18 protein-coding genes and 2 pseudogenes are annotated in these 18864 nt (G+C 73.1%); 11 read left to right on the top strand and 9 right to left on the bottom strand.

Annotated features, from left to right (window positions below; genetic code table 11):
• Window positions 1–101: 101 nt before the first annotated feature.
• The 3 genes from ACYVID_RS11835 to ACYVID_RS11825 all read right to left on the bottom strand — a co-directional run bounded on the left by ACYVID_RS11835 (window position 102) and on the right by ACYVID_RS11825 (window position 3885).
• A complete protein-coding gene (locus ACYVID_RS11835) occupies window positions 102–1457 on the bottom strand; it encodes an MFS transporter (protein WP_460737235.1) in 1356 nt (451 codons plus the stop codon).
• Window positions 1454–2287, bottom strand: coding sequence for a glycerophosphodiester phosphodiesterase (locus ACYVID_RS11830; protein ID WP_460737333.1), 834 nt, complete (start codon window positions 2285–2287; stop codon window positions 1454–1456). Before ACYVID_RS11830 ends, ACYVID_RS11835 begins: the two co-directional genes overlap by 4 nt.
• A gap of 71 nt (window positions 2288–2358) precedes the next feature.
• Window positions 2359–3885, bottom strand: a complete 1527-nt coding sequence (locus tag ACYVID_RS11825; RefSeq protein WP_460737233.1) for a helix-turn-helix domain-containing protein — start codon at window positions 3883–3885, stop codon at window positions 2359–2361.
• 101 nt (window positions 3886–3986) lie between these two features.
• Here ACYVID_RS11825 and ACYVID_RS11820 point away from each other — a divergent pair, with 101 nt between their 5' ends.
• Both ACYVID_RS11820 and ACYVID_RS11815 read left to right on the top strand, forming a co-directional pair.
• Window positions 3987–5024, top strand: coding sequence for a zinc-dependent alcohol dehydrogenase family protein (locus ACYVID_RS11820; RefSeq protein WP_460737231.1), 1038 nt, complete (start codon window positions 3987–3989; stop codon window positions 5022–5024).
• 31 nt (window positions 5025–5055) lie between these two features.
• Entirely contained in the window at window positions 5056–6834 is a 1779-nt protein-coding gene (locus tag ACYVID_RS11815; RefSeq protein WP_460737229.1) for an alkaline phosphatase D family protein, read from the top strand.
• Here the strand turns inward: ACYVID_RS11815 and ACYVID_RS11810 are convergent.
• The gene (locus tag ACYVID_RS11810; RefSeq protein WP_460737227.1) at window positions 6821–6997 is read right to left on the bottom strand and encodes a hypothetical protein; all 177 of its coding nucleotides are present in this window, start codon (window positions 6995–6997) and stop codon (window positions 6821–6823) included. The genes ACYVID_RS11815 and ACYVID_RS11810 overlap by 14 nt on opposite strands.
• A gap of 183 nt (window positions 6998–7180) precedes the next feature.
• Between ACYVID_RS11810 and ACYVID_RS11805 the strand changes: the two genes are divergently transcribed.
• The 3 genes from ACYVID_RS11805 (at window position 7181) to ACYVID_RS11795 (ending at window position 10204) form a co-directional block, all read left to right on the top strand.
• On the top strand, window positions 7181–8005 hold the full coding sequence (locus tag ACYVID_RS11805; RefSeq protein ID WP_460737225.1) for an alpha/beta fold hydrolase: 825 nt from the start codon (window positions 7181–7183) through the stop codon (window positions 8003–8005).
• A 96-nt stretch (window positions 8006–8101) separates the two neighbouring features.
• On the top strand, window positions 8102–9310 hold the full coding sequence (locus ACYVID_RS11800; RefSeq protein ID WP_460737223.1) for a sensor histidine kinase: 1209 nt from the start codon (window positions 8102–8104) through the stop codon (window positions 9308–9310).
• Window positions 9311–9319: 9 nt separating this feature from the next.
• Window positions 9320–10204: an aldo/keto reductase gene (locus ACYVID_RS11795; RefSeq protein WP_460737221.1), complete on the top strand. Its 885-nt coding sequence runs from the start codon at window positions 9320–9322 to the stop codon at window positions 10202–10204.
• A 6-nt stretch (window positions 10205–10210) separates the two neighbouring features.
• Here ACYVID_RS11795 and ACYVID_RS11790 read toward each other — a convergent pair whose 3' ends face one another.
• Together ACYVID_RS11790 and ACYVID_RS11785 are read right to left on the bottom strand one after the other, a co-directional pair.
• Entirely contained in the window at window positions 10211–10273 is a 63-nt protein-coding gene (locus tag ACYVID_RS11790; RefSeq protein ID WP_460737331.1) for a hypothetical protein, read from the bottom strand.
• 506 nt (window positions 10274–10779) lie between these two features.
• Window positions 10780–11013, bottom strand: a pseudogene (locus ACYVID_RS11785) (DNA-formamidopyrimidine glycosylase family protein); the annotation flags it as partial.
• A 95-nt stretch (window positions 11014–11108) separates the two neighbouring features.
• On the opposite strand from ACYVID_RS11785, the gene ACYVID_RS11780 reads away from it, so the two are divergent.
• Complete coding sequence (locus tag ACYVID_RS11780) at window positions 11109–11624, top strand: CHRD domain-containing protein (RefSeq protein ID WP_460737219.1); 516 nt, start codon at window positions 11109–11111, stop codon at window positions 11622–11624.
• 329 nt (window positions 11625–11953) lie between these two features.
• Here the strand turns inward: ACYVID_RS11780 and ACYVID_RS11775 are convergent, their stop codons facing one another.
• Window positions 11954–12490 (bottom strand): GNAT family N-acetyltransferase, encoded by a 537-nt coding sequence (locus tag ACYVID_RS11775; RefSeq protein WP_460737217.1) that lies wholly within the window; start codon window positions 12488–12490, stop codon window positions 11954–11956.
• Between the two features lie 189 nt (window positions 12491–12679).
• Between ACYVID_RS11775 and ACYVID_RS11770 the strand changes: the two genes are divergently transcribed.
• Together ACYVID_RS11770 and ACYVID_RS11765 are read left to right on the top strand one after the other, a co-directional pair.
• The gene (locus ACYVID_RS11770) at window positions 12680–14104 is read left to right on the top strand and encodes an HNH endonuclease (RefSeq protein WP_460737215.1); all 1425 of its coding nucleotides are present in this window, start codon (window positions 12680–12682) and stop codon (window positions 14102–14104) included.
• Window positions 14105–14181: 77 nt separating this feature from the next.
• The gene (locus ACYVID_RS11765; protein ID WP_460737213.1) at window positions 14182–14556 is read left to right on the top strand and encodes a hypothetical protein; all 375 of its coding nucleotides are present in this window, start codon (window positions 14182–14184) and stop codon (window positions 14554–14556) included.
• A 47-nt stretch (window positions 14557–14603) separates the two neighbouring features.
• Here ACYVID_RS11765 and ACYVID_RS11760 read toward each other — a convergent pair whose 3' ends face one another.
• Window positions 14604–15008: a hypothetical protein gene (locus tag ACYVID_RS11760; protein WP_460737211.1), complete on the bottom strand. Its 405-nt coding sequence runs from the start codon at window positions 15006–15008 to the stop codon at window positions 14604–14606.
• Window positions 15009–15109: 101 nt separating this feature from the next.
• Between ACYVID_RS11760 and ACYVID_RS11755 the strand changes: the two genes are divergently transcribed.
• Window positions 15110–16573 carry an MFS transporter gene (locus ACYVID_RS11755; protein ID WP_460737209.1) on the top strand — a complete coding sequence of 488 codons (1464 nt, stop codon included), beginning with the start codon at window positions 15110–15112 and terminating at the stop codon, window positions 16571–16573.
• Between the two features lie 12 nt (window positions 16574–16585).
• On the opposite strand, the pseudogene ACYVID_RS11750 reads toward ACYVID_RS11755, so the two are convergent.
• Window positions 16586–16906 (bottom strand): annotated as a pseudogene (locus tag ACYVID_RS11750) (LLM class flavin-dependent oxidoreductase); the annotation flags it as partial.
• Window positions 16907–17010: 104 nt separating this feature from the next.
• Here ACYVID_RS11750 and ACYVID_RS11745 point away from each other — a divergent pair.
• Window positions 17011–18087: an alanine racemase gene (locus ACYVID_RS11745; protein WP_460737207.1), complete on the top strand. Its 1077-nt coding sequence runs from the start codon at window positions 17011–17013 to the stop codon at window positions 18085–18087.
• Between the two features lie 44 nt (window positions 18088–18131).
• Window positions 18132–18863, top strand: a complete 732-nt coding sequence (locus ACYVID_RS11740; RefSeq protein WP_460737205.1) for a peptidylprolyl isomerase — start codon at window positions 18132–18134, stop codon at window positions 18861–18863.
• Window position 18864 lies beyond the last annotated feature (1 nt).

Here is an 18864-nt window from a genome sequence, read left to right as displayed (position 1 = left end):
TCAACGGTAGCGAGGCGGCAAAGATTCCGACAATCGCCGCTGGGGGTGGTCCAGCCGTGATTCTCAGGCGGTTCTCAGGCTGACCTACGGCGTGCTCGCCGTCAGGCGGCGGAGCCGCGCGCCACCCCGCCGGTCCGCGCCTGCTCGATGCCCTTCGCGGTGTCGACCCGCGACAGGATCAGTCCGCCGATGACGAAGAAGGCGATGAGTGCGAAGACGGCCGGCCGGTAGGACCCGCTGAGGGTGTAGACCAAGCCGAAGACCAGGGTCCCCAGCCAGGACGTGCCGCGCTCCATGGCGTGGTAGAAGCTGAAGTACTCCGCCTCCTTGCCCTCGGGGATGAGCAGGGAGAAGTAGGAGCGGGAGAGCGACTGGGTGCCGCCGAGCACGATGCCGATGGCCGTCCCGAGCAGCAGGAACGGCACCAACGCCCCGGCCGGCAGGAAGAGCGCGGCGGTCACGATGAGCATCCAGATCACCAGACCGACCAGGATCACCGGCTTGGCGCCGTACGCCGCCGCGGCCCGGCCGAAGCCCAGCGCGCCCACGACGGCGACCGCCTGGACCAGCAGGTAGGTGGCCAGGACCGTCCCGGTCGCGAAGCCGAGCTCCTCGACGCCGTAGATCGACGCCGAGGAGATGACGGTCTGGATGCCGTCGTTGAAGAAGAGGTAGGCCACCAGGAAGGTCAGCGCCACCGGGTAGCGACGCATGTCCTTCAAGGTCGCCCACAGCTGGCCGAAGCTGCGCTGGAGCACCCCGCCCTCCGCAGGCTCCACCGCCAGCGGCGGCCGGTCCTTGATGCCGAGGACGGGCACGAGGGTGAACGCCGCCCACCAGATCGCCGCGGACAGCAGCGAGAGCCGCACGGCCATCCCCTCGGTGAGGCCGAAGGTCTCGTGCATGCTCACCACGACGAAGTTGACCGCGAGCAGCAACCCGCCGCCGGCGTACCCCGCAGCCCAGCCGCGCGAGGAGACGCCGTCACGCTCGTCGGGCTCGGCGATCAGGCACAGGATGGAGTCGTTGACCACCGCAGCCGCACCGAAGCACAGGTTGGCGACCATGAAGGAGACGACGCCGAGCTCCCAGTTGTCGCCCTGCACGAAGAAGAGCAGCGCGGCCGCCGCCGCGCCCGCCCAGGCGAACCCGCCGAGGAGCTGGCGCTTCTTGGCGGTGCGGTCGGCCACGGCGCCCAGGAGCGGGAGCAGCAGCGCGGAGAGCAGCGTCGAGGCGGTGATGGTGAACGACGGCAGCGCCCCGGGGGCGACCGAGACCCCGAGGACCGAGATCCGGTCGTCGACGGCCGCCTCCTCGGCGATCGCGATGAGGTAGGGCCCGAACAGGACGCCGGCCACCGTGGTGGAGAACGCGCTGTTGGCCCAGTCGTAGGTGTACCAGGCGCGGTGCTCGCGCCGGCGCTCCGGCGTCAGCACCGTCGGGGTCGTGGTGGTCATGCTGGTCCCTCCCCAGGACGTCGTTGCCAGAGTCCCTGCTCCTGCAGCACCTGGCGCAGCAGGTCGGTGCGGTCGGTGAAGAGGCCGTCGACGCCCTTGTCGAGGAGCTCCCGCATCTCGTCGGGGTCGTCGATGGTCCACACGTGCACGTGCTTGCCGGCCGCGTGCGCGCGGCGCACGAACCCCCGCGTCACGACAGGCACTGTCACGGCCGGCAGCGTGACTCCCCTGCCGGCGAGCCGGAGCGTACGCCGGTGCGGGACCTGCAGGGCGGCAACACGGCGCCGCGTCACCAGGTCGGCCAGCCGGCCGCTGGGCAGCAGCAGGAAGGCCAGCACCTCGAGCGGGTGCGCCGAGGTGGCGACCCGCCCCTCGGTCAGCTGCCGGAAGCGCGCCAGGCGGCTGGGCGAGAAGGAGCCCACCAGCAGCCGGTCCCACTCGTCCCGGTCGCGGACCAGGCCGGCGAGCGCCGGCACCGAGGCGTCGGACTTGAGGTCGATGTTGAACCGGGCGTCAGGGAAGGCGTCGAGCAGCTCGACCAGCGTCGGGACCTCCTCACGGCCGCCGACCCGCGCCTCGCGCACCTCGGCGTGGGTCATCTCCGCCACGGCGCCCCGGCGGTCGGTGACCCGGTCGAGCACGGAGTCGTGGAAGGCCAGCAGCACCCCGTCGCGGGTGACGTGGACGTCGGTCTCGAGGTAGGTGTAGCCGAGCTCGACGGCGTGTCGGAACGCCGCGAGCGTGTTCTCGAGCCCCTCGATCTCGGGGTGGTAGGCGCCGCCGCGGTGGGCCAGGGCCAGCACCGGTCGTGCCCGCGCCCCGACGGGCACCGCGGCACCGTCGAGGTAGGGGTGCCCTGTCACCGGAGTGGTCACGTGCCGATCATGGCGCGTGCGCGGGTTCAGATGTCGCGGAAGGGCTCGATCTGCGCGCCGAGCTCGTTGAGCCGCTCGGCGAGGTCCTCGTACCCGCGGGCGATCACGTAGGTCGAGCGCAGCACCGAGGTGCCCTTCGAGGCGAGCATCGCCAGGAGGATCACCACGGCCGGGCGCAGCGCCGGGGGGCAGACGATCTCGGTGCCGGAGAAGTGCGTGGGCCCCTCGATCATCACCCGGTGCGGGTCGAGCAGCTTGACCTGCGCGCCGAGCTTGGTGAGCTCGGTCAGGTAGATCGCGCGGTTCTCGTAGACCCAGTCGTGCAGCAGGGTCTGGCCGGTCGCGACGGCCGCGATGACTGCGAAGAACGGCAGGTTGTCGATGTTGAGGCCGGGGAACGGCATCGGGTGGATCTTGTCGAGCGGCGCGTGGAGGTCGGAGGGGTGCGTCGTGATGTCGACCAGGCGCGTGTGGCCGTTGGCGGCGACGTACTCCTCGGAGCGGTCGTAGCGGAAGCCCATCTCCTCCAGCAGGGCCAGCTCGATCTCGAGGAACTCGATCGGGACCCGGGTGATGGTGATCTCCGAGCGGGTCACGATCGCGGCGGCCAGCAGCGACATCGCCTCGATCGGGTCCTCGGCCGGGGCGTAGTCGACGTCGACGTCGATCGACTCGCGGCCGGTGACGGTCAGCGTGGTGGTGCCGACGCCCTCGACGGTGACGCCGAGGCGCTGGAGGTAGAAGCAGAGGTCCTGGACCATGTAGTTGGACGAGGCGTTGCGGATCACCGTCGTGCCCGGGTGCAGGGCGGCGGCCATGAGCGCGTTCTCGGTGACGGTGTCGCCGCGCTCGGTGAGCACGATCGCGCGGGTCGGCTCGATCGCCCGGTTGACGCTCGCGTGGTAGCTGCCGTCGGTGGCCTTGACCTCCAGGCCGAAGGGCCGCAGCGCGGCCATGTGCGGCTCGACGGTGCGGGTGCCGAGGTTGCAGCCGCCGGCGTAGGGCAGGTCGAAGGTGTCGGCGCGGTGCAGCAGCGGGCCGAGGAACATGATGACCGAGCGGGTACGCCGGGCGGCGGCCTCGTCGATGGCGTCGAGGCGCAGTTGCTTGGGCGGGACGATCTCCAGGTCGCCCTCGTCGCCGAGCCAGCGGGTCTGGACGCCGAGGCTGCCGAGCACCTCGAGCAGCCGGTTGACCTCCTCGATCCGGGCGACCTTGCGCAGCGTCGTACGCCCCTGGTTCAGCAGGGAGGCGCACAGCAGCGCGACCCCGGCGTTCTTGGAGGTCTTGACCTCGATCGAGCCCGACAGCGTCGTGGGGCCGGTGATCCGCAGGTGCGTGGGGCCTGCGCCGAGCGCGACGATCTCGGAGTCGAGCGCGGCGCCGATGCGCGCGATCATCTCCAGGGAGAGGTTCTGCGCGCCCTTCTCGATCCGGTTGATCGCGCTCTGGCTGGTGCCGAGCAGGTCGGCCAGCTGTGCCTGGGTGAGCCCGCGGTGCTTGCGCGCGTCGCGGATCAGCAGGCCGATGCGTCCCTTGTAACCCTCCGTCATGACGACGACGGTAACTCACATGTGAGATAGCGCAGAACCGGCGCGCTGGTGCCGTCCGGAGGGTGGGCGACAGGCCACCGCCCGGGTGCGATGCTCGCGACATGCGAGCCACCACCATCCACGCGCCCCGCGACATCCGGCTGTCGACCGACGTGCCCGACCCCCGCATCGAGAAGCCCACCGACGCGATCGTGCGTGTCACCACCGCGTGCATCTGCGGCTCGGACCTGTGGCCCTACCGCGGTGAGAACGACATCACCGCCGGCGCCACGATCGGGCACGAGTGCATCGGCTTCGTCGAGGAGGTCGGCTCGGAGGTCCGCGACGTGAAGGTCGGCGACTTCGTGGTCGTCCCCTTCGACCACTGCGACAACACCTGCGCCCACTGCACGGCCGGCACGCACTCGGCCTGCGTGGACCTGTCGATGACGTCCTCGGGGCAGGGGGAGTACGCCCGGGTCGGTCAGGCCGACGGCAGCTTGGTGAAGGTCCCCGACGTGGGGTCCGCCGGTCCCGACGCCGACCTGGTCCCGCACCTCATGGCGCTCTCCGACGTGATGCCGACCGGTTGGCACGCCGCGGTCGCGGCCGGGGTCCGTGAGGGCGGCACGACGGTGGTCGTCGGCGACGGCGCCGTCGGGCTGTGCGGCGTCCTGGCCGCGGCGGCCATGGGCTCGGAGAAGGTCGTGCTCATGTCGCGCCACGAGCCGCGCCAGGAGATCGGCCGCGCGTTCGGCGCCACCCACGTCGTCGCCGAGCGCGGCAAGGAAGCCGCCGCCGCGGTCAAGGAGATCACCGGTGGCGTGGGCGCGGACGCGGTCCTGGAGTGCGTCGGCACCGACCAGGCCATGGGCACCGCGTTCGCCGTGGCGCGGCCGGGCTCGATGGTCGGCTTCGTCGGCGTCCCGCACGGCGTGGAGCTGCCGGTGCGCCGGATGTTCCAGAAGAACGTCGGGCTGCGCGGCGGGATGGCGCCCGTGCGCGCCTACCTGCCCGACCTGCTCGCCCGCACCCTGGCCGGCGAGATCGAGCCGGGCAGGGTCTTCGACCTGAGCCTCCCGCTGGACGAGGTGGCCGAGGGCTACCGGGCGATGGACGAGCGACGCGCGGTCAAGGTGCTGCTCGACGTGGCCCGCTGAGCGCCGGCGCCCTGGGGAGGGAGGCACGCGCGTGAGCGGGGAGACAGGCACCGGGGAGCTGGTGGTCGGGCCGTTGCTGCGGCACGTGGACGAAACGTCCGCGACGCTGTGGGTCGAGGTCGACCGGGCGGCCACGGTCAGCGTCGAGGCGGACGGGCGTCGGTGGTCGGCCCCGACGTTCGCGGTCCACGGGCACCACTACGCCGTGGTGGCCGTGGACGGGCTGGGACCGGGGGAGACCCACCCCTACGTCCTGCGCGTGGACGACCGGCAGGTTTGGCCCGAGCCGGCGTCGGCGTACCCGTCCGTGGTGCTGCGCACCCACGACCACGAGGCGCCGCTGCGGATCGCCTTCGGCAGCTGTCGGGTCAGCGTGCCGCACGACGCCGAGCACCACGCGAGCTTCGGCGTCGACGCGCTGCGCACCTACGGCATGCACCTGGCGACGCACCCTGACGGCTCCGACGGCTCCGGCGGCTCCGGCGGCTCCGACCGGCTCGAGGAGCGTGCGCCGGACCTCCTGCTGCTCCTCGGCGACCAGGTCTACGCCGACGAGACCAGCGAGGCGATGCGCGAGTTCATCGCCGCGCGCCGCGACCCGGAGCAGGCGCCGTGGTGGGAGCTGAAGGACTACGAGGAGTACGCCGAGCTCTACCGCCTCGCCTGGAGCGACCCGGCCACGCGGTGGCTGCTCTCGACGGTCTCCTCGGCGATGATCTTCGACGACCACGACGTCCGCGACGACTGGAACACCTCGGCCCGCTGGCGCGCGGAGATGGCCGAGAAGTCCTGGTGGCACGACCGGATCGTCGGCGCCCTGGCGTCCTACTGGGTCCACCAGCACCTGGGGAACCTGTCCCCGGCCGAGCGGGCGACCGACCCCGTCTACCGGCTGGTCCTGGAGCACGAGGGTCCTGACGAGCTCGACCTCTCCGCGGTGCTGGACCGCTTCGCCGAGCGGGCCGACGAGGAGCCTGCGTCCTACCGCTGGTCCTTCGCCCGCGAGCTGGGGCCGCAGGCGCGGCTCGTGGTCGTGGACTCCCGGGCAGCGCGGGTGCTGGAGCCGGAGCGGCGCTCGATGATCGATGACGAGGAGATGGCCTGGCTCGACAGCCAGCTGCACGGCGACGTCCGGCACCTGCTCATCGGCACCTCGCTGCCCTACCTGCTCTCGCCGGGCCTGCACCACCTGGAGGCGACCACCGAGGCGCTGGCCGAGGGGCTCCTGGGCCGACCCGGCCACGAGCTGGGTGAATGGGTGCGCCGGGCCGCCGACACCGAGCACTGGGCGGCCTTCCAAGGCGGCTTCCGCCACGTGGGGGAGATGATCGTGGAGACCGCCACGGGCGGGCGGGGACGGGCGCCTGACTCGGTGGTGCTGCTGTCCGGGGACGTGCACCACTCCTACGTCGCGGAGGCGTGGCCCGACCCGGCGTCCGAGGCGGCGCGGCGACCCGGCCCGCACAGCCGGGTCCTGCAGGCGGTCTGCTCGCCGATCCGCAACCCGCTGCCGAGGTTGATGAAGGCGGGGGTCCGGCTCGCCGGCCGCGGTCGCGCCCGGCCGACGGGGCGGCTGCTGGGGCGCCTGGTGCCGCGCTCGCCGCTGCACTGGGAGGTCACGCAGGGGCCATGGCTCGACAACCTGCTCGCGGTGCTGGAGGTCGACGGCGCCGACCTGCGGATCCGCTGGTCGACGGGCGAGGTCGTCGACGGGGACCACGACCGGCCCCGCTGGCGCACCCTGGTCGAGCTCGGACCGCGACCCGACGTACCCGCCGGTCGGAGGACGGTCTCGCTCAGGCGACGTTGACGGCCGCGGGCTCGCAGCCGCAGGCCGCGTCGCAGGCCAGGAACGTGTGCATCGCGTGACCGCACCGCACGCACGGCCGGTCGTGGGAGAGGTGGACCCCCTCCGGGTCGGCGCCGTGACCCGACGACGGGTCCTGCCACGAGTCCTGCACGGTGTCCCACATGAGCCTTGTCCTTCGAACGAATCCCCTACGAGTGACGGTAGGCACCTGATCGGCCGCCGGGCCGGTGATCTGCGCCCAACGCGCCGACCGGGGCCCAGGTCGGTCCCTCCGGGGCAGGCCGCATGGTCCGAACGGATCATGCCCGGCACGGTCGGCGTGGCCCAGGACTCCTAGGGTGGCCGGGTGACCACCGAGGGGACCACCGAGGACGTGCCGGCACTGCACCACACCGAGATCGGCGAGCCGGGCACCGGCGAACGCGTGGTCTTCCTGCACGGCCTCTTCGGCCAGGGGCGCAACTTCACCCAGGTCGCCAAGGCGCTGCTGCCCGAGCTGGTCTCGACGCTGGTCGACCTGCCCAACCACGGACGCTCGCCCTGGACCGGCTCGGTCGACTACGTCGAGGTCGCCGACACCGTGGCGGCCTGGCTCCGCGCGACGTACGACGGCGAGCCGGTGCACCTGGTCGGGCACTCGATGGGCGGCAAGGTCGCGATGGTGCTGGCGCTGCGCCACCCCGAGCTCGTCGACCGGCTGGTCGTGGTCGACATCTCCCCGACGACCAGCGACGGCGCGGGGGAGTTCGAGCACCTGCTGACCTCGCTCACCTCCCTCGACCTGGCCGCGCTGGAGCGCCGGGCCGACGCCGACGCGCAGCTGGCCGGCCCGATCGCCGACGAGCGGGTGCGCGGCTTCCTGCTCCAGAACCTCCGCTCGAGCGGGGAGGGCTTCCGCTGGCAGGCCGACCTCGACCTGCTGCTGCGCGACCTGCCCGTGATCGGCGGGTTCCCGGACGACCGGCTGGAGCCGGGCCGCACCTTCGACCACCCCGTGCTGTGGATGGCCGGCGAGCGCTCTCCCTACGTGCGGCCCGAGCACGAGGCCCGGATGCGGGAGCTGTTCCCTCGGGTCTTCAGCGTGACGATCAAGGGCGCGGGGCACTGGGTGCACTCCGAGCAGCCGGAGGCCTTCGTCTCCGCGCTGCGGGTCTTCCTCCTGGCCGGGTGACGGCGACTGGTCCAGACCTCCCGCGAGGGATCCGTCGAAGACGGCTGGCCGGACGTCGGTCGAGGGTGACGATGGGGGGAGGGAAGGGGTCGATGGATGGGCGGAGTGCGCGAGGCCACGCGACCGACCGGGACGCGCGAGGTGCGAGAGGCCCTCGAGCGCGGGGGCCAGGACCTCCAGGGCCTCGTCGACCTGCTCCGCGACACGACCGGCGTGGCGATGGCGACCGTCACCGTGCTCGACGCGGGGACCTTCTGCTTCACCACCGTCGCGGGCGCCGCACCCTTCGAGACCGAGCACGACCAGGCCGTGTGCCGCTGGTCGATGCCGCACGACAGGGTCTTCAGCATCGAGGACCTCTCCACCGACCCGCGCACGGCGACCCTGCCGTTCGTCGACGGCCGGCGCCACAGCCTGAGGTTCTACGCCAGCGCACCGCTGCACGCCCCCGACGGCGACCCGGTCGGACGGCTGTGCCTCTTCGGCACCGAGCCGCGCGCGCTCGCGCCGCTGGAGGCGCGGTTGCTCGAGGTGCTGGCACGGGACGTGTCCGCGATCATCGCACTGCGTCTCGCGGACGCCGACCGGGACGCGGCAGGGACCCCGGACGAGGCGCTGGTCGACTTCGCGCGGCTGGTCCACGAGCTGCGCACCCCGCTGCTCACCCTGCGCGGGAGCCTGCAGATGGCGAGGGACGCGCTGGACCTGGACGCCGAGTCGCTGGCCGGGCGGATGCTGGCGATGGCCCAGCGCTCCAGCGCACGGCTCGAGGAGCTGGTCGACGCCGTGCTGCGCCTGGCCAGCCACCAGGCCCCGGAGGTCGCCACGGTCGACCTCGACGCCCTCGTGGCCGGGGTGCTCGAGGGGATGGCCGACACGGTGTGCACCGCGGGCGCCCAGGTCCTCGTCGAGCCGCTCGGGGTCGTGCGGGGCGACCCCGCGCAGCTCGGCGTGGTGGTGCAGAACCTGGTGGGCAACGCGTGCAAGTTCACCCGCCCCGGCGTACCTCCAGTCGTGCGCATCCGGGCCGTCGACCGACCCGGAGCACGCCGGGTCGAGGTGCTCGACAACGGTCCCGGTGTCCCCGACGAGCAGGGGGAGTCGGTCTTCGGTCTCTTCCGGCGCTACTCCCGCGCCGAGGGCTACGGCATCGGGCTGTCCACCGTCGCCGTGGTCGTGCGGGGGCACGGCGGCTCCGTCGGGGTCGGGCCGAACCCCGACGGACCCGGCTCGTGCTTCTGGTTCGAGCTGCCCCACCCGGGGCCCCACCCGGGGGGTGGGTGGGCCGAGGGGGCCGTTGGGTAGACAGGAGTCATGCAGACGCGAGAGATCGGCAACGAGACCGTCGGCCGGGTCACGGTGGGTGCCGTGGGCCTGGGCCTCATGACGTTCGACCAGACCGGTGCCCAGCCCCGCGAGCAGCTGCTCGACACCGTGCGGGCCGCGCTCGACGCGGGCGTGACCCTCTTCGACACCGCCGACGCCTACGGGCCCGGTGAGGAGAAGGGAGCGGGCGCGCAGGGCGAGAACGAGAAGCTGATCGCCTCCCTGCTCGACGAGCTCGGCGTGCGCGACCAGGTGTTCCTGGCCACCAAGGCCGGGCACGTGCGCACCGAGGGCGGGGGCTGGGACACCGACAGCTCAGCTGCGCACCTGGAGTCCGCGGTCGAGAAGAGCCTGGAGCGGCTCGGTGGTGACCACATCGACCTGTGGCAGCACCACCGCCCGGACCCGAAGGTCCCCTACGAGGAGGTCGTGCAGACCCTCAAGCGGGTCCACGACGCCGGCAAGGTCCGGATGGTCGGGCTCTCCAACGCCGACCCCGCGCAGATCCGCCTGGCCCACTCGGTGCTGGGTGACGCGCTGGTGAGCGTGCAGAACCAGTTCTCCCCGGCGTTCCGCTCCAGCGCGCCGGAGATCGAGGTGTGCGCCGAGCTCGGGCTGGTGTTCCTGCCGTGGAGCCCGCTGGGCGGCCTCAGCAACGCCAAGGGCCTGGGGGAGTCGCACCCCGCCTTCGCCGAGATCGCCTCCGAGCGAGGGGTCTCGCCGCAGCAGGTGGCGCTGGCCTGGGAGATCGCCCAGGACCCGTGCGTCATCCCGATCCCCGGCGCCAAGCGGCCGTCGTCGATCCAGGACTCCGCGGCCGCGGCCGACCTCGAGCTCAGCAGCGAGGAGCTGGCACGGCTCGACGCCAGCTGAGGACGCTCAGCCCGGCTGGCAGACCGGGCACCAGAACAGGTTCCGGGCTGCCATGACCTCGGCCTGCACCGGCGTACCGCAGCGGCGGCAGGGGAGCCCGGCCCGGGCGTAGACGTAGTGCGCGTCGGCCCGGGTCGGTCGGCCGGCCGGGCGGCGCCGGTCCTCGGGCTCGGTCGTGATGATGCGGCCGGCCCGCACACCGGCACGCAGCAGCACCGACAGGTCGTCCCACACCGCCTGCCAGGTCTCGCGGCCGACCTCGCGTCCCGGCGTGAAGGGGGAGAGCCCGGCGCGGAAGAGCGCCTCGGCGCGGTAGACGTTGCCGACCCGGCGATCACGGCCTGGTCCATCAGGAGCGTGCCGGCGGGGGCTCGGCTGCGCCCGACACGGTCAAGGAACCGCTCCACGTCTGCGCCCTTGCGCAGGGGATCGGGTCCGAGCCGGGCGGTGCGGGCCGCCACCTCCTGCGGGCTGAGCAGCTCGCACGCGGTGGGCCCGCGCAGGTCGGCCCAGTGGTCCTGGGTCACCAACCGCAGCCGCAGCGCGCCCTTCGGCTCGGGCGGCTCGCCGGTGCCGTCGCGCCACTTGCCGTAGAGCCCCAGGTGCACGTGCAGCACCAGGTCCTCGGCTTCGCCGTAGTGGTGGAACAGGTGCTTGCCCCAGGCGTCGGTACGCCGCAGCACGGCGCCGTCGATGAGCGCGGCGCCCTCGGCGAACCGGCCCTGAGGGCTGCTCGCGCGGACCTCCGCGCCGGCCAGCAGCTTCTGGTGGCGCCGGGCGAGGCGGTGGATGGTGTGTCCCTCTGGCACCGCTCCATCGTGTCCAGCCGGGGTTTCACCCCATCGGATGAGCGACCCGCTCCGAATCCAGCACGGAAGAGATCCACACCACACGAGGAGACCTCATGAACGCCAAGCGCAAGACCCTCGCCGGCCTCGGTGCCGCCGCCCTCGCCGCCTCGATCGCCCTGCCGGTCACCAGCGCGTTCGCCGGACATGAGAACACCGTCGCGAAGGCCAGCCTCAACGGCAAGAACGAGGTCGACGACATGTCCGACCGCCGCATCGTGGGTGACCGCAACGGTCGCGGCAGCGCCGTGGTCTTCGGCATCGACGGCGACGCGAACACCCTGTGCTACTCGCTGCTGGTCAAGAAGATCGGCCCGGCCACCGGCGCCCACATCCACGAGGCCGCCGAGGGCGAGAACGGCCCGGTCGTGGCGTTCCTGGCCCCGCCGGCCGACGGCACCGCCGGCGACTGCCTGACCGAGGGCGAGGAGGGCAAGTTCGCCACGGGTGAGGACGGCGAGCCCCTCACCACCGTCGCCGAGATCCTGGCCAACCCCGAGGACTACTACGTCAACGTGCACAACGAGGCGTTCCCGAACGGCGCGATCCGCGGCCAGCTCGTCAAGCAGTGAGCCCTCGGGCGCACCTCGCCTGACCCGCACCTGACGCACCACCTCGACGTCCCGCAGGCCCGCCCGGGCCTGCGGGACGTCGCGCGTCCGCACCCGCCCGACGTCGTACGCCGCTGCGCGCGCCGCGCGCCCGACGGCTGACTGCAGTGGCAGGCTGCCGCCCATGACCGGCTACTACTCCTGCATGGCGTGCGGGCACGAGTTCGACCCGATCGCGACGCGCTGGTTCTGCCCCTCGTGCAAGTTCAAGGCGAACTGCTGCGAGGGCGAGCCGCTCTGATCCACGGCCAGCGCCCGACCCAGGGCCAGAGCCCGGCCTAGCGCCGGCGTCAGCGCAGCCGCAGCTCGTAGCGCAGCACCGGCACCTCGGCACCCCCCACGTCGTGCGTCCCGGCCGGGCCGCGCAGCACCCACCCCGCACGACGGTAGAACGCCTCGGCGCGGGCGTTGCCCTCGAGCACGAGCAGGTGCGCCCTCGTGACGCCCCACGTGCCGAGGGCGTCGACCACGCCGCGCATGAGCGCCTGGGCCACGCCGGTGCCGTGGTGCGAGGGCAGCACGTGCAGGGCGTTCAGCTCGGCACCGGCGCGATCGTCGGGCGTGGCCGGCACGAAGGCCACCGCGAAGCCGACGGGTAGCGCGCCCGCCTCGGCCAGGAGCGAGACGTACGGTCGACCCTGCGCGGCGCCGTCGCGCAGCCCGGCCCACCGTGCGCGCCACACGGCCTCCTGGGACGCGGGGGAGACCCGTGCCAACGCGACCGGGTCGACCAAGTCGGCGTACGCGTGGTGCCGACTCACGGCATGCAGCCGGCCGATGGTGGGCAGGTCGTCGTCATGCCACTCACGGACGTGCAGCTCGGTCACGACCCCAGTCTGCGGCGCAATGAGCGACGTCGCGGACACTCAGGACGGCGATCTTCGCGGCGGCACCGAGGGCCGGGCGTCGCCCACACCGACGCTTCGGACCACGTGCTGACAGCCGCCGGGGAGGCGGGGCATCAGGGCCACGGACCCGTGCTTGACGCTTCGAACACGTGTTCGATACACTTCAGCATGGCTGCTCCCGACCTCCTCGTCGAAGCTCGCCACCTTGTGTCGGCAGCCGCCGAGCAGCTCGCGGCGATGGCACCGGGGGAGCGGGACCGTGCAGCAGTCGAGCTGCTCGCTGCGGCCGAGTCGCTGAAGAACACGCTCGCGGCCGCACAGGCTCGAGCGGCAGCGGCACTGATGGAGTCGCGGGTAGCGCAGCGGTCCCACCAGTCAGCCGCCATGCGTGAGCGGGGGATCGGCGCGGAGGTCGCGCTGGCGCGGCGGGAGTCGCCGCACCGCGGCGGCATCCACCTGGGGTTGGCGGTGGTGCTGTGCGCCGAGCTGCCGCACACGTTGGCGGCGATGGAGGCCGGCTGGTGCTCGGAGTGGCGGGCCGTTCAGGTCGCGCAGGGCACGGCGTGCCTGTCGCTGGCCGACCGCACGAGCATCGACGCGGAGCTGATGGCCGACCCGGCCACGACGCAGGGTTGGGGTGATCGTCGGTTCCGCGCCGAGGTGGACCGCCTGGCGTACGTCGCGGACCCGGTGGCCGCGGTCGAGCGCCGGGCGAAGGCGGTGGCGCAGCGCCACACCAGTCTGCGTCCGGCGCCGGACGGTATGACGAGGTTCTCGGCGGTGCTGCCGCTGGAGCAGGGTGTGGCGATCCACGCGACGCTGGGCCGCGTCGCTGACATCGCCCGGGCTGCGGGGGACGAACGGACCCGGGGACAGGTGATGGCCGACGCGCTGGTCGCCGCGGTCCTCGGGGGTCGTGCCGACGACGGGCAGCCGCGGCCGGGCTCGGTGGTCGAGTCGGTGGCTGCTCGCGCGGGCACCTGGGGCCAGACGGTCGTCCCGACCGCACTGGGGGCGCCGGTGGTGCCGGTCGCGGTGCAGGTCGTCGTCTCGGACGCGACCCTGCTCAACCTGCCCGGCGCTGCCGGTGACGAGCCGGGCTGGGTCTCGGCTCCCGGCGTCGCGCCGGTCCCGCTGCCGGCCGACGACGTCCGGGACCTGGTCGCCCGCGCCCAGGAAGCAGGGCTGGCCAGCCTGCGCCGGCTCTACGCCGACCCCGACGGGCAGCTCCTGGCCATGGACTCCCGCTCCCGCGTCTTCCCAGCCGGTCTGGCCCAGTTCCTGGCCACACGCGATCGGTCCTGCCGCACGCCGTACTGCGACGCCCCCGTCCGCCACCGCGACCACGTCCGGCCCTGGGCCGACGGCGGCCCGACGACCGCGACCAACGGCCAGGGGCTGTGCGAGGCCTGCAACCAGACCAAGGAAGCCACCGACTGGTCCGCCCAGGTCACCGACACCGACCCGCACACCGTCGAGACCACGACCCCCACCGACCACCGCCACCGATCACGTGCCCCAGGACTCCCACCGCCCCGCAGCCGAACCAGCCGGCTCGAGATCTACCTTGCCGACATCGTCCTCGCTGCCTGACCGGGCCGCTCATCCGATGCCGCGAGGCCTGTGGACGACGCGCGGCGCCCCGCGACGGAATTGCCTAGCGTCCTGGCATGCAGACGAACGACACCCTGTTCTGGGACGACCCGACCGGCGAGTTCGGCATGGACGCCAATGGGCGCCTGACCCAGCTGACCCAGGTCGGCGACGTGCCGGTGCTCATCCACTACGACGACATCCCCGAGTCAGACATCCAGACCCACCATGGCCTCCGCGTCACCACGCCGCTCAGGACGACGATCGACCTGGCCGCCGAGCTGTCGACCGAAGAGCTCGAGGACTTGCTCGACTTCTTCCTCGGCAACCGATCCTTCACGACCGATCAGGCCCTCGAGAGGATCGCGCAGCCCGACATGAGGATGCATCGGGGCGCTCACGTCCTCAGCGCGCTGATCGTGCGACGACGGCTCAGCAGGCATCTCGAGTGAGCCAGAGCAAGACGTAGACAGATCGCCGATAAGCGACATTATGTCAACTACTGCGCTTCAGTACCGCTGGGGTCCTCCTCCAGCGCAGCCAGGTCGCGCAGGGCGTAGCGCAGGTGCTCCCACTCCTCGGCGAGGATCGTGTGCAACGACTGCAGCACCTGCCGCGGCACGTCCGGTGCCCACACGTGCAGCGCCGGCCCCGCGAGCTGAGCGTCGTCCAGCGCAGCCAGGTGGTCACGCAACCGGCGGTACAGCTCGGCCTCCACCAACGGCACCACGTCCACGCCGTTGACCACCAGCACCTCGCCCGGCCGCCCCAGCCAGGGGTCGTCGACCTCGAGCCCACCCACGGCACTCCCCCGCACCACGGCCCCGGTCAGGTCGCACCGCTCGAAGCGCGCGCCCGCCAGGTCCTCCTCGACGAAGCTGCGCGCGCCCTGCCCCTCTCCCATGACCGGCACCCTGCCACCGCGCGCCGACAGCCGCCACGTGCGACGCACGTCACTGGGGCCGATAGTTGCTTCTAGCAACCATCATGTGACTTCATGTCCCGGTGACGACCTCAGCGAGCGCCCCGGCCCCCGACCGTGCGACCCACCCCTGGGCCGCCGTGGTGGCACTGTGCTCCGGCGGTCTGGCGGCCTCGCTGACCCAGACGATGGTCATCCCGATCCAGGGCGAGCTGCCCCGGCTGCTCGACAGCACTGCCTCCAGCACTGCGTGGGTCGTCACCATCACGCTGCTCGCGGCCGCCGTGACCATGCCGGTCATGGGCCGGCTGGCCGACATCGTCGGCAAGCAGCGGGTGCTCGTCGCCAGCGCCGTGCTGCTGGTCGCCGGCTCCGTCGTCTGCGCGCTCTCGGACTCCCTGGCCCCCATGCTCGTCGGCCGTGCGCTGCAGGGCCTGGCGATGGGCTACATCCCCGTCGGCATCGCCCTGCTGCGCCAGGTCGTGCCGCCGCGCCTGGCCGGCTCGGCCATCGCCGCGATGAGCGCCACGCTGGGCGTGGGCGGTGCGATCGGGCTGCCGCTGTCGGCCTGGATCGTGCAGGTCGGCGACTGGCACGTGCTCTTCTGGGTCGCTGCCGGTCTCGGCGCGGCCGTGCTGGCCGCGATGCTGGTGCTGGTCCCCCGCGACGTCGACACGACGCCCGCCCGCTTCGACGTCGGCGGCGCGCTCGGGCTGGCGCTGGGCCTCGTCCTCTTCCTCGTCGGCATCTCGAAGGCCAGCGAGTGGGGCTGGACCTCGGGCCGCACCCTCGGCTTCGTCGTGGCCGGACTGCTCGTGCTGGTCGCCTGGGGCGCCGTGGAGCTGCGTACCCCGGAGCCGCTCGTCGACCTGCGCGCCACCGCCCGCCTCCCCGTGCTGCTCACCAACGTCGCGGCCGTGGCGGTGGGCATGGGGATGATGGCGCAGGCCGTCGTGGTCCCCCAGCTCCTGCAGCTGCCGGAGGTGCTCGGCTACGGCCTGGGCCAGTCGATCCTCGCCGCCGGCCTCTGGATGGCGCCGGGTGGGCTGATGATGATGGCCTTCGCGCCCGTCTCCAGCCGCCTCATGCGCACCCTGGGCCCGAAGGTCACCCTGATGATCGGTGCCGCCGTCCTGGGTGGTGGCTACCTCCTGGCCCTGGTGATGACGGCCAGCGCCTGGCAGCTCGCCGTCGCCTCGATCGTCATCAGCGTCGGCGTCGGGATCGGGTACGCCGCGATGCCGGCGCTCGTGCTTGACGCCTCTCCCCCGCACGAGGCCGGCTCGGCGGTCGGCGTCAACGCGCTCTCCCGCTCGCTCGGCACCACCCTGGCTGCCGCCCTCATGGGCACGGTCCTCACCAGCAGCACCGTGGACCTGGGCGGGATCGGCGTCCCGACCGAGGGCGCCTTCCAGGCCTGCTTCGTGATCGGGGCGGCAGCCGCCTTCCTGGGCGTGGCGATCGCGGCCCTCATCCCCCGCGCCGCCCGACCGCTCGAGGCAGCAGGCGCCACGGCGTCGGCGGACGGGCAGCTCGCCCGTTCCTGACGGCGACCGGTCTCAGAGCGTGTCGAGCCGGGGCACGCCCAGCCCCTCGTGCTCGCGGCCGTACCAGGCGGCGCCGATGCCCAGCATCCCCCGGCCGCCGGACAGCACGTCGAGCGTGGTGACGGTCTTGGCCAGCAGCCCCGGCCAGCGGTAGGTGGTGCCGGTGACCAGCAGCCCGAGGCGCAGCCGCTCGGTGACGGCCGCCAGGTAGCCGAGGGTCGTGTACCCCTCCAGCATCGGCTCGGCGGGTCCTCCGAGGTCCTCCATCTGGAACCAGTGGTCCATGACGGTGAACCACTCCACGCCGCCCTGGTCGGCGACGCGGGCGGTGGCCGCGAGGCGCTCGACGAGGCGGGTCTCTCACTGCGGGTGGCTGAAGCTGGCGTAGTGCACTCCGACTCGCACGCAGGCACGGTACGCCGGTTACGGTGGCGGGCATGCCCGTCGAGACGCCGCACCTGCGCGTCGACCTCGGACGGCTGCGCCGCAACGTGCGCCACGTCGCCGAGCAGGCGGCCAGCGCCCGGATCGCGCTGCGACCGCACGCCAAGACCCACAAGAGCCTCGAGATCGCGCGGCTCCAGCTGTCCAGCGGCGCGGTCGGGCTGACGGTGGCGACGGTCGGCGAGGCCGAGGCGTTCGTCCGCGGCGGCTGCACCGACGTCTTCATCGCCTACCCGATCTGGGTCGACGAGGCCCGCGCCCAGCGGCTGCGCGACCTCGCCGAGCAGGCCCGGGTCGCGATCGGCGTGGACTCCGTGGAGTCCGCCGCCAACGGCGGTCGCCGCCTCGGCGGCTCCGGCATCGAGGTGCTGGTCGAGGTGGACTCGGGGCACCACCGCACCGGCGTGCCCCCGAAGGACGCCGGGCACGTGGCGAGGGCCGCCTCGCGCGTCGGGCTGCCGGTCCGCGGTGTCTTCACGTTCCCGGGCCACGGCTACGCCCGCGGGGCCGCCGACGTGGTGGTCGCGGCGGAGGCGACGGCCCTGCGCGTGGCCCGGGAGTCGGTGGAGGCCGCGGGCCTGGACTGCCGCGTCGTGTCCGGGGGCTCGACCCCCACGCTGGCCGCGAGCCTGGGCAGCGCCGGGGCCAGCGGCGACCTGGGGCGGGTGACCGAGCTGCGCCCCGGGGTCTACGTCTTCGGCGACGCCCAGCAGTGGGAGCTCGGGACGGTCGACCCCGACGACATCGCGCTCACCGCCCGGGCGACGGTGGTCAGCCACGCCGGCGGCCGCGTCGTGCTGGACGCCGGGTCGAAGGTGCTGGGCGCCGACCGCGCGGCGTACGCCACCGGCTACGGGCGGATCCTCGAGCGTCCGCGGGCGCGCGTCGTGTCGCTGGCCGAGCACCACGCGGTCGTGGAGTGGCCCGGCCGCCGCCCCCGCCTGGGGAGCCAGGTCGACGTCGTGCCCAACCACGTGTGCGCCGCGGTCAACCTCGCCGACGTGCTCTGGGTCGAGGAGGCCGGGCGGCTGCGCGCCTGGGACGTGGCGGCCCGCGGGCTCAACTCCTGACTGTCCTCAGCGGCCTCCCAGGTGGGCTGTCTACGATCGGCGCCATGCTGACCCGCCGCTCCCCCCGCTCGACGACGCGCGCCGTGGCCGCGCTCACCACCCTCGTCTGCCTCGGCGCGCTCTCCGCGTGCGGGGACGACGGCGAGGAGACCGCGACCGACACGCCTGCGGCCTCGGCCAGCGAGAGCGGCGACGCAGGCTCCTTCGAGCCGCCCGCCGAGGGCGAGTGCGCCTACCCCGCCGACGGCAGCCCGTCGGTAGAGGGCATCGAGCCCCCGCCGGCTGACCCCGAGGTCGAGGGCGAGGTCGACGTCACGATCGCCACCAGCGCCGGTGAGATCGCAGCGACCCTCGACGCCGAGCGCACGCCCTGCACCGTGGGCTCGTTCGTGTCCCTGGTGGAGCAGGGCTACTTCGACGGCACCGAGTGCCACCGCCTCACCACGCAGGGCATCTTCGTCCTGCAGTGCGGCGACCCGACGGCCACCGGCACGGGCGGCCCCGGTTACACGATCCCCGACGAGCTGACCGGCGACGAGACCTACCCCGCAGGCACGCTGGCGATGGCCAAGACGCCCTACCCGGACTCGGGCGGCTCGCAGTTCTTCATGGTCTACGAGGACACCCCGCTGCCGGCGGAGTACACCGTCTTCGGGCAGGTCGACAAGGCCGGCGTGGAGGTGCTGCGCGAGGTGGCGGCCGACGGCACCTCGACCGGCCAGCCCGACGGTCCGCCGGCGACCCCCGTGGTGCTGGAGACCGTCAGCGCAGGCTGAC

The sequence above is a fragment of the Nocardioides ginkgobilobae genome (assembly GCF_054781275.1).
Note: the sequence above shows the minus strand (reverse complement) of the source record. Positions and strands in the feature narration are given on the sequence as shown.

Bases quoted from the DNA above. Each gene is read 5' to 3' on its own strand.
- ACYVID_RS11795 (WP_460737221.1), top strand. From the start codon at position 9,320: ATGCAGACGCGAGAGATCGGCAACGAGACCGTCGGCCGGGTCACGGTG.
- ACYVID_RS11835 (WP_460737235.1), bottom strand. From the start codon at position 1,457: ATGACCACCACGACCCCGACGGTGCTGACGCCGGAGCGCCGGCGCGAG.
- ACYVID_RS11745 (WP_460737207.1), top strand. From the start codon at position 17,011: ATGCCCGTCGAGACGCCGCACCTGCGCGTCGACCTCGGACGGCTGCGC.
- ACYVID_RS11780 (WP_460737219.1), top strand. From the start codon at position 11,109: ATGAACGCCAAGCGCAAGACCCTCGCCGGCCTCGGTGCCGCCGCCCTC.
- ACYVID_RS11760 (WP_460737211.1), bottom strand. From the start codon at position 15,008: ATGGGAGAGGGGCAGGGCGCGCGCAGCTTCGTCGAGGAGGACCTGGCG.
- ACYVID_RS11770 (WP_460737215.1), top strand. From the start codon at position 12,680: ATGGCTGCTCCCGACCTCCTCGTCGAAGCTCGCCACCTTGTGTCGGCA.
- ACYVID_RS11810 (WP_460737227.1), bottom strand. From the start codon at position 6,997: ATGTGGGACACCGTGCAGGACTCGTGGCAGGACCCGTCGTCGGGTCAC.
- ACYVID_RS11800 (WP_460737223.1), top strand. From the start codon at position 8,102: ATGGGCGGAGTGCGCGAGGCCACGCGACCGACCGGGACGCGCGAGGTG.
- ACYVID_RS11825 (WP_460737233.1), bottom strand. From the start codon at position 3,885: ATGACGGAGGGTTACAAGGGACGCATCGGCCTGCTGATCCGCGACGCG.
- ACYVID_RS11740 (WP_460737205.1), top strand. From the start codon at position 18,132: ATGCTGACCCGCCGCTCCCCCCGCTCGACGACGCGCGCCGTGGCCGCG.
- ACYVID_RS11820 (WP_460737231.1), top strand. From the start codon at position 3,987: ATGCGAGCCACCACCATCCACGCGCCCCGCGACATCCGGCTGTCGACC.
- ACYVID_RS11765 (WP_460737213.1), top strand. From the start codon at position 14,182: ATGCAGACGAACGACACCCTGTTCTGGGACGACCCGACCGGCGAGTTC.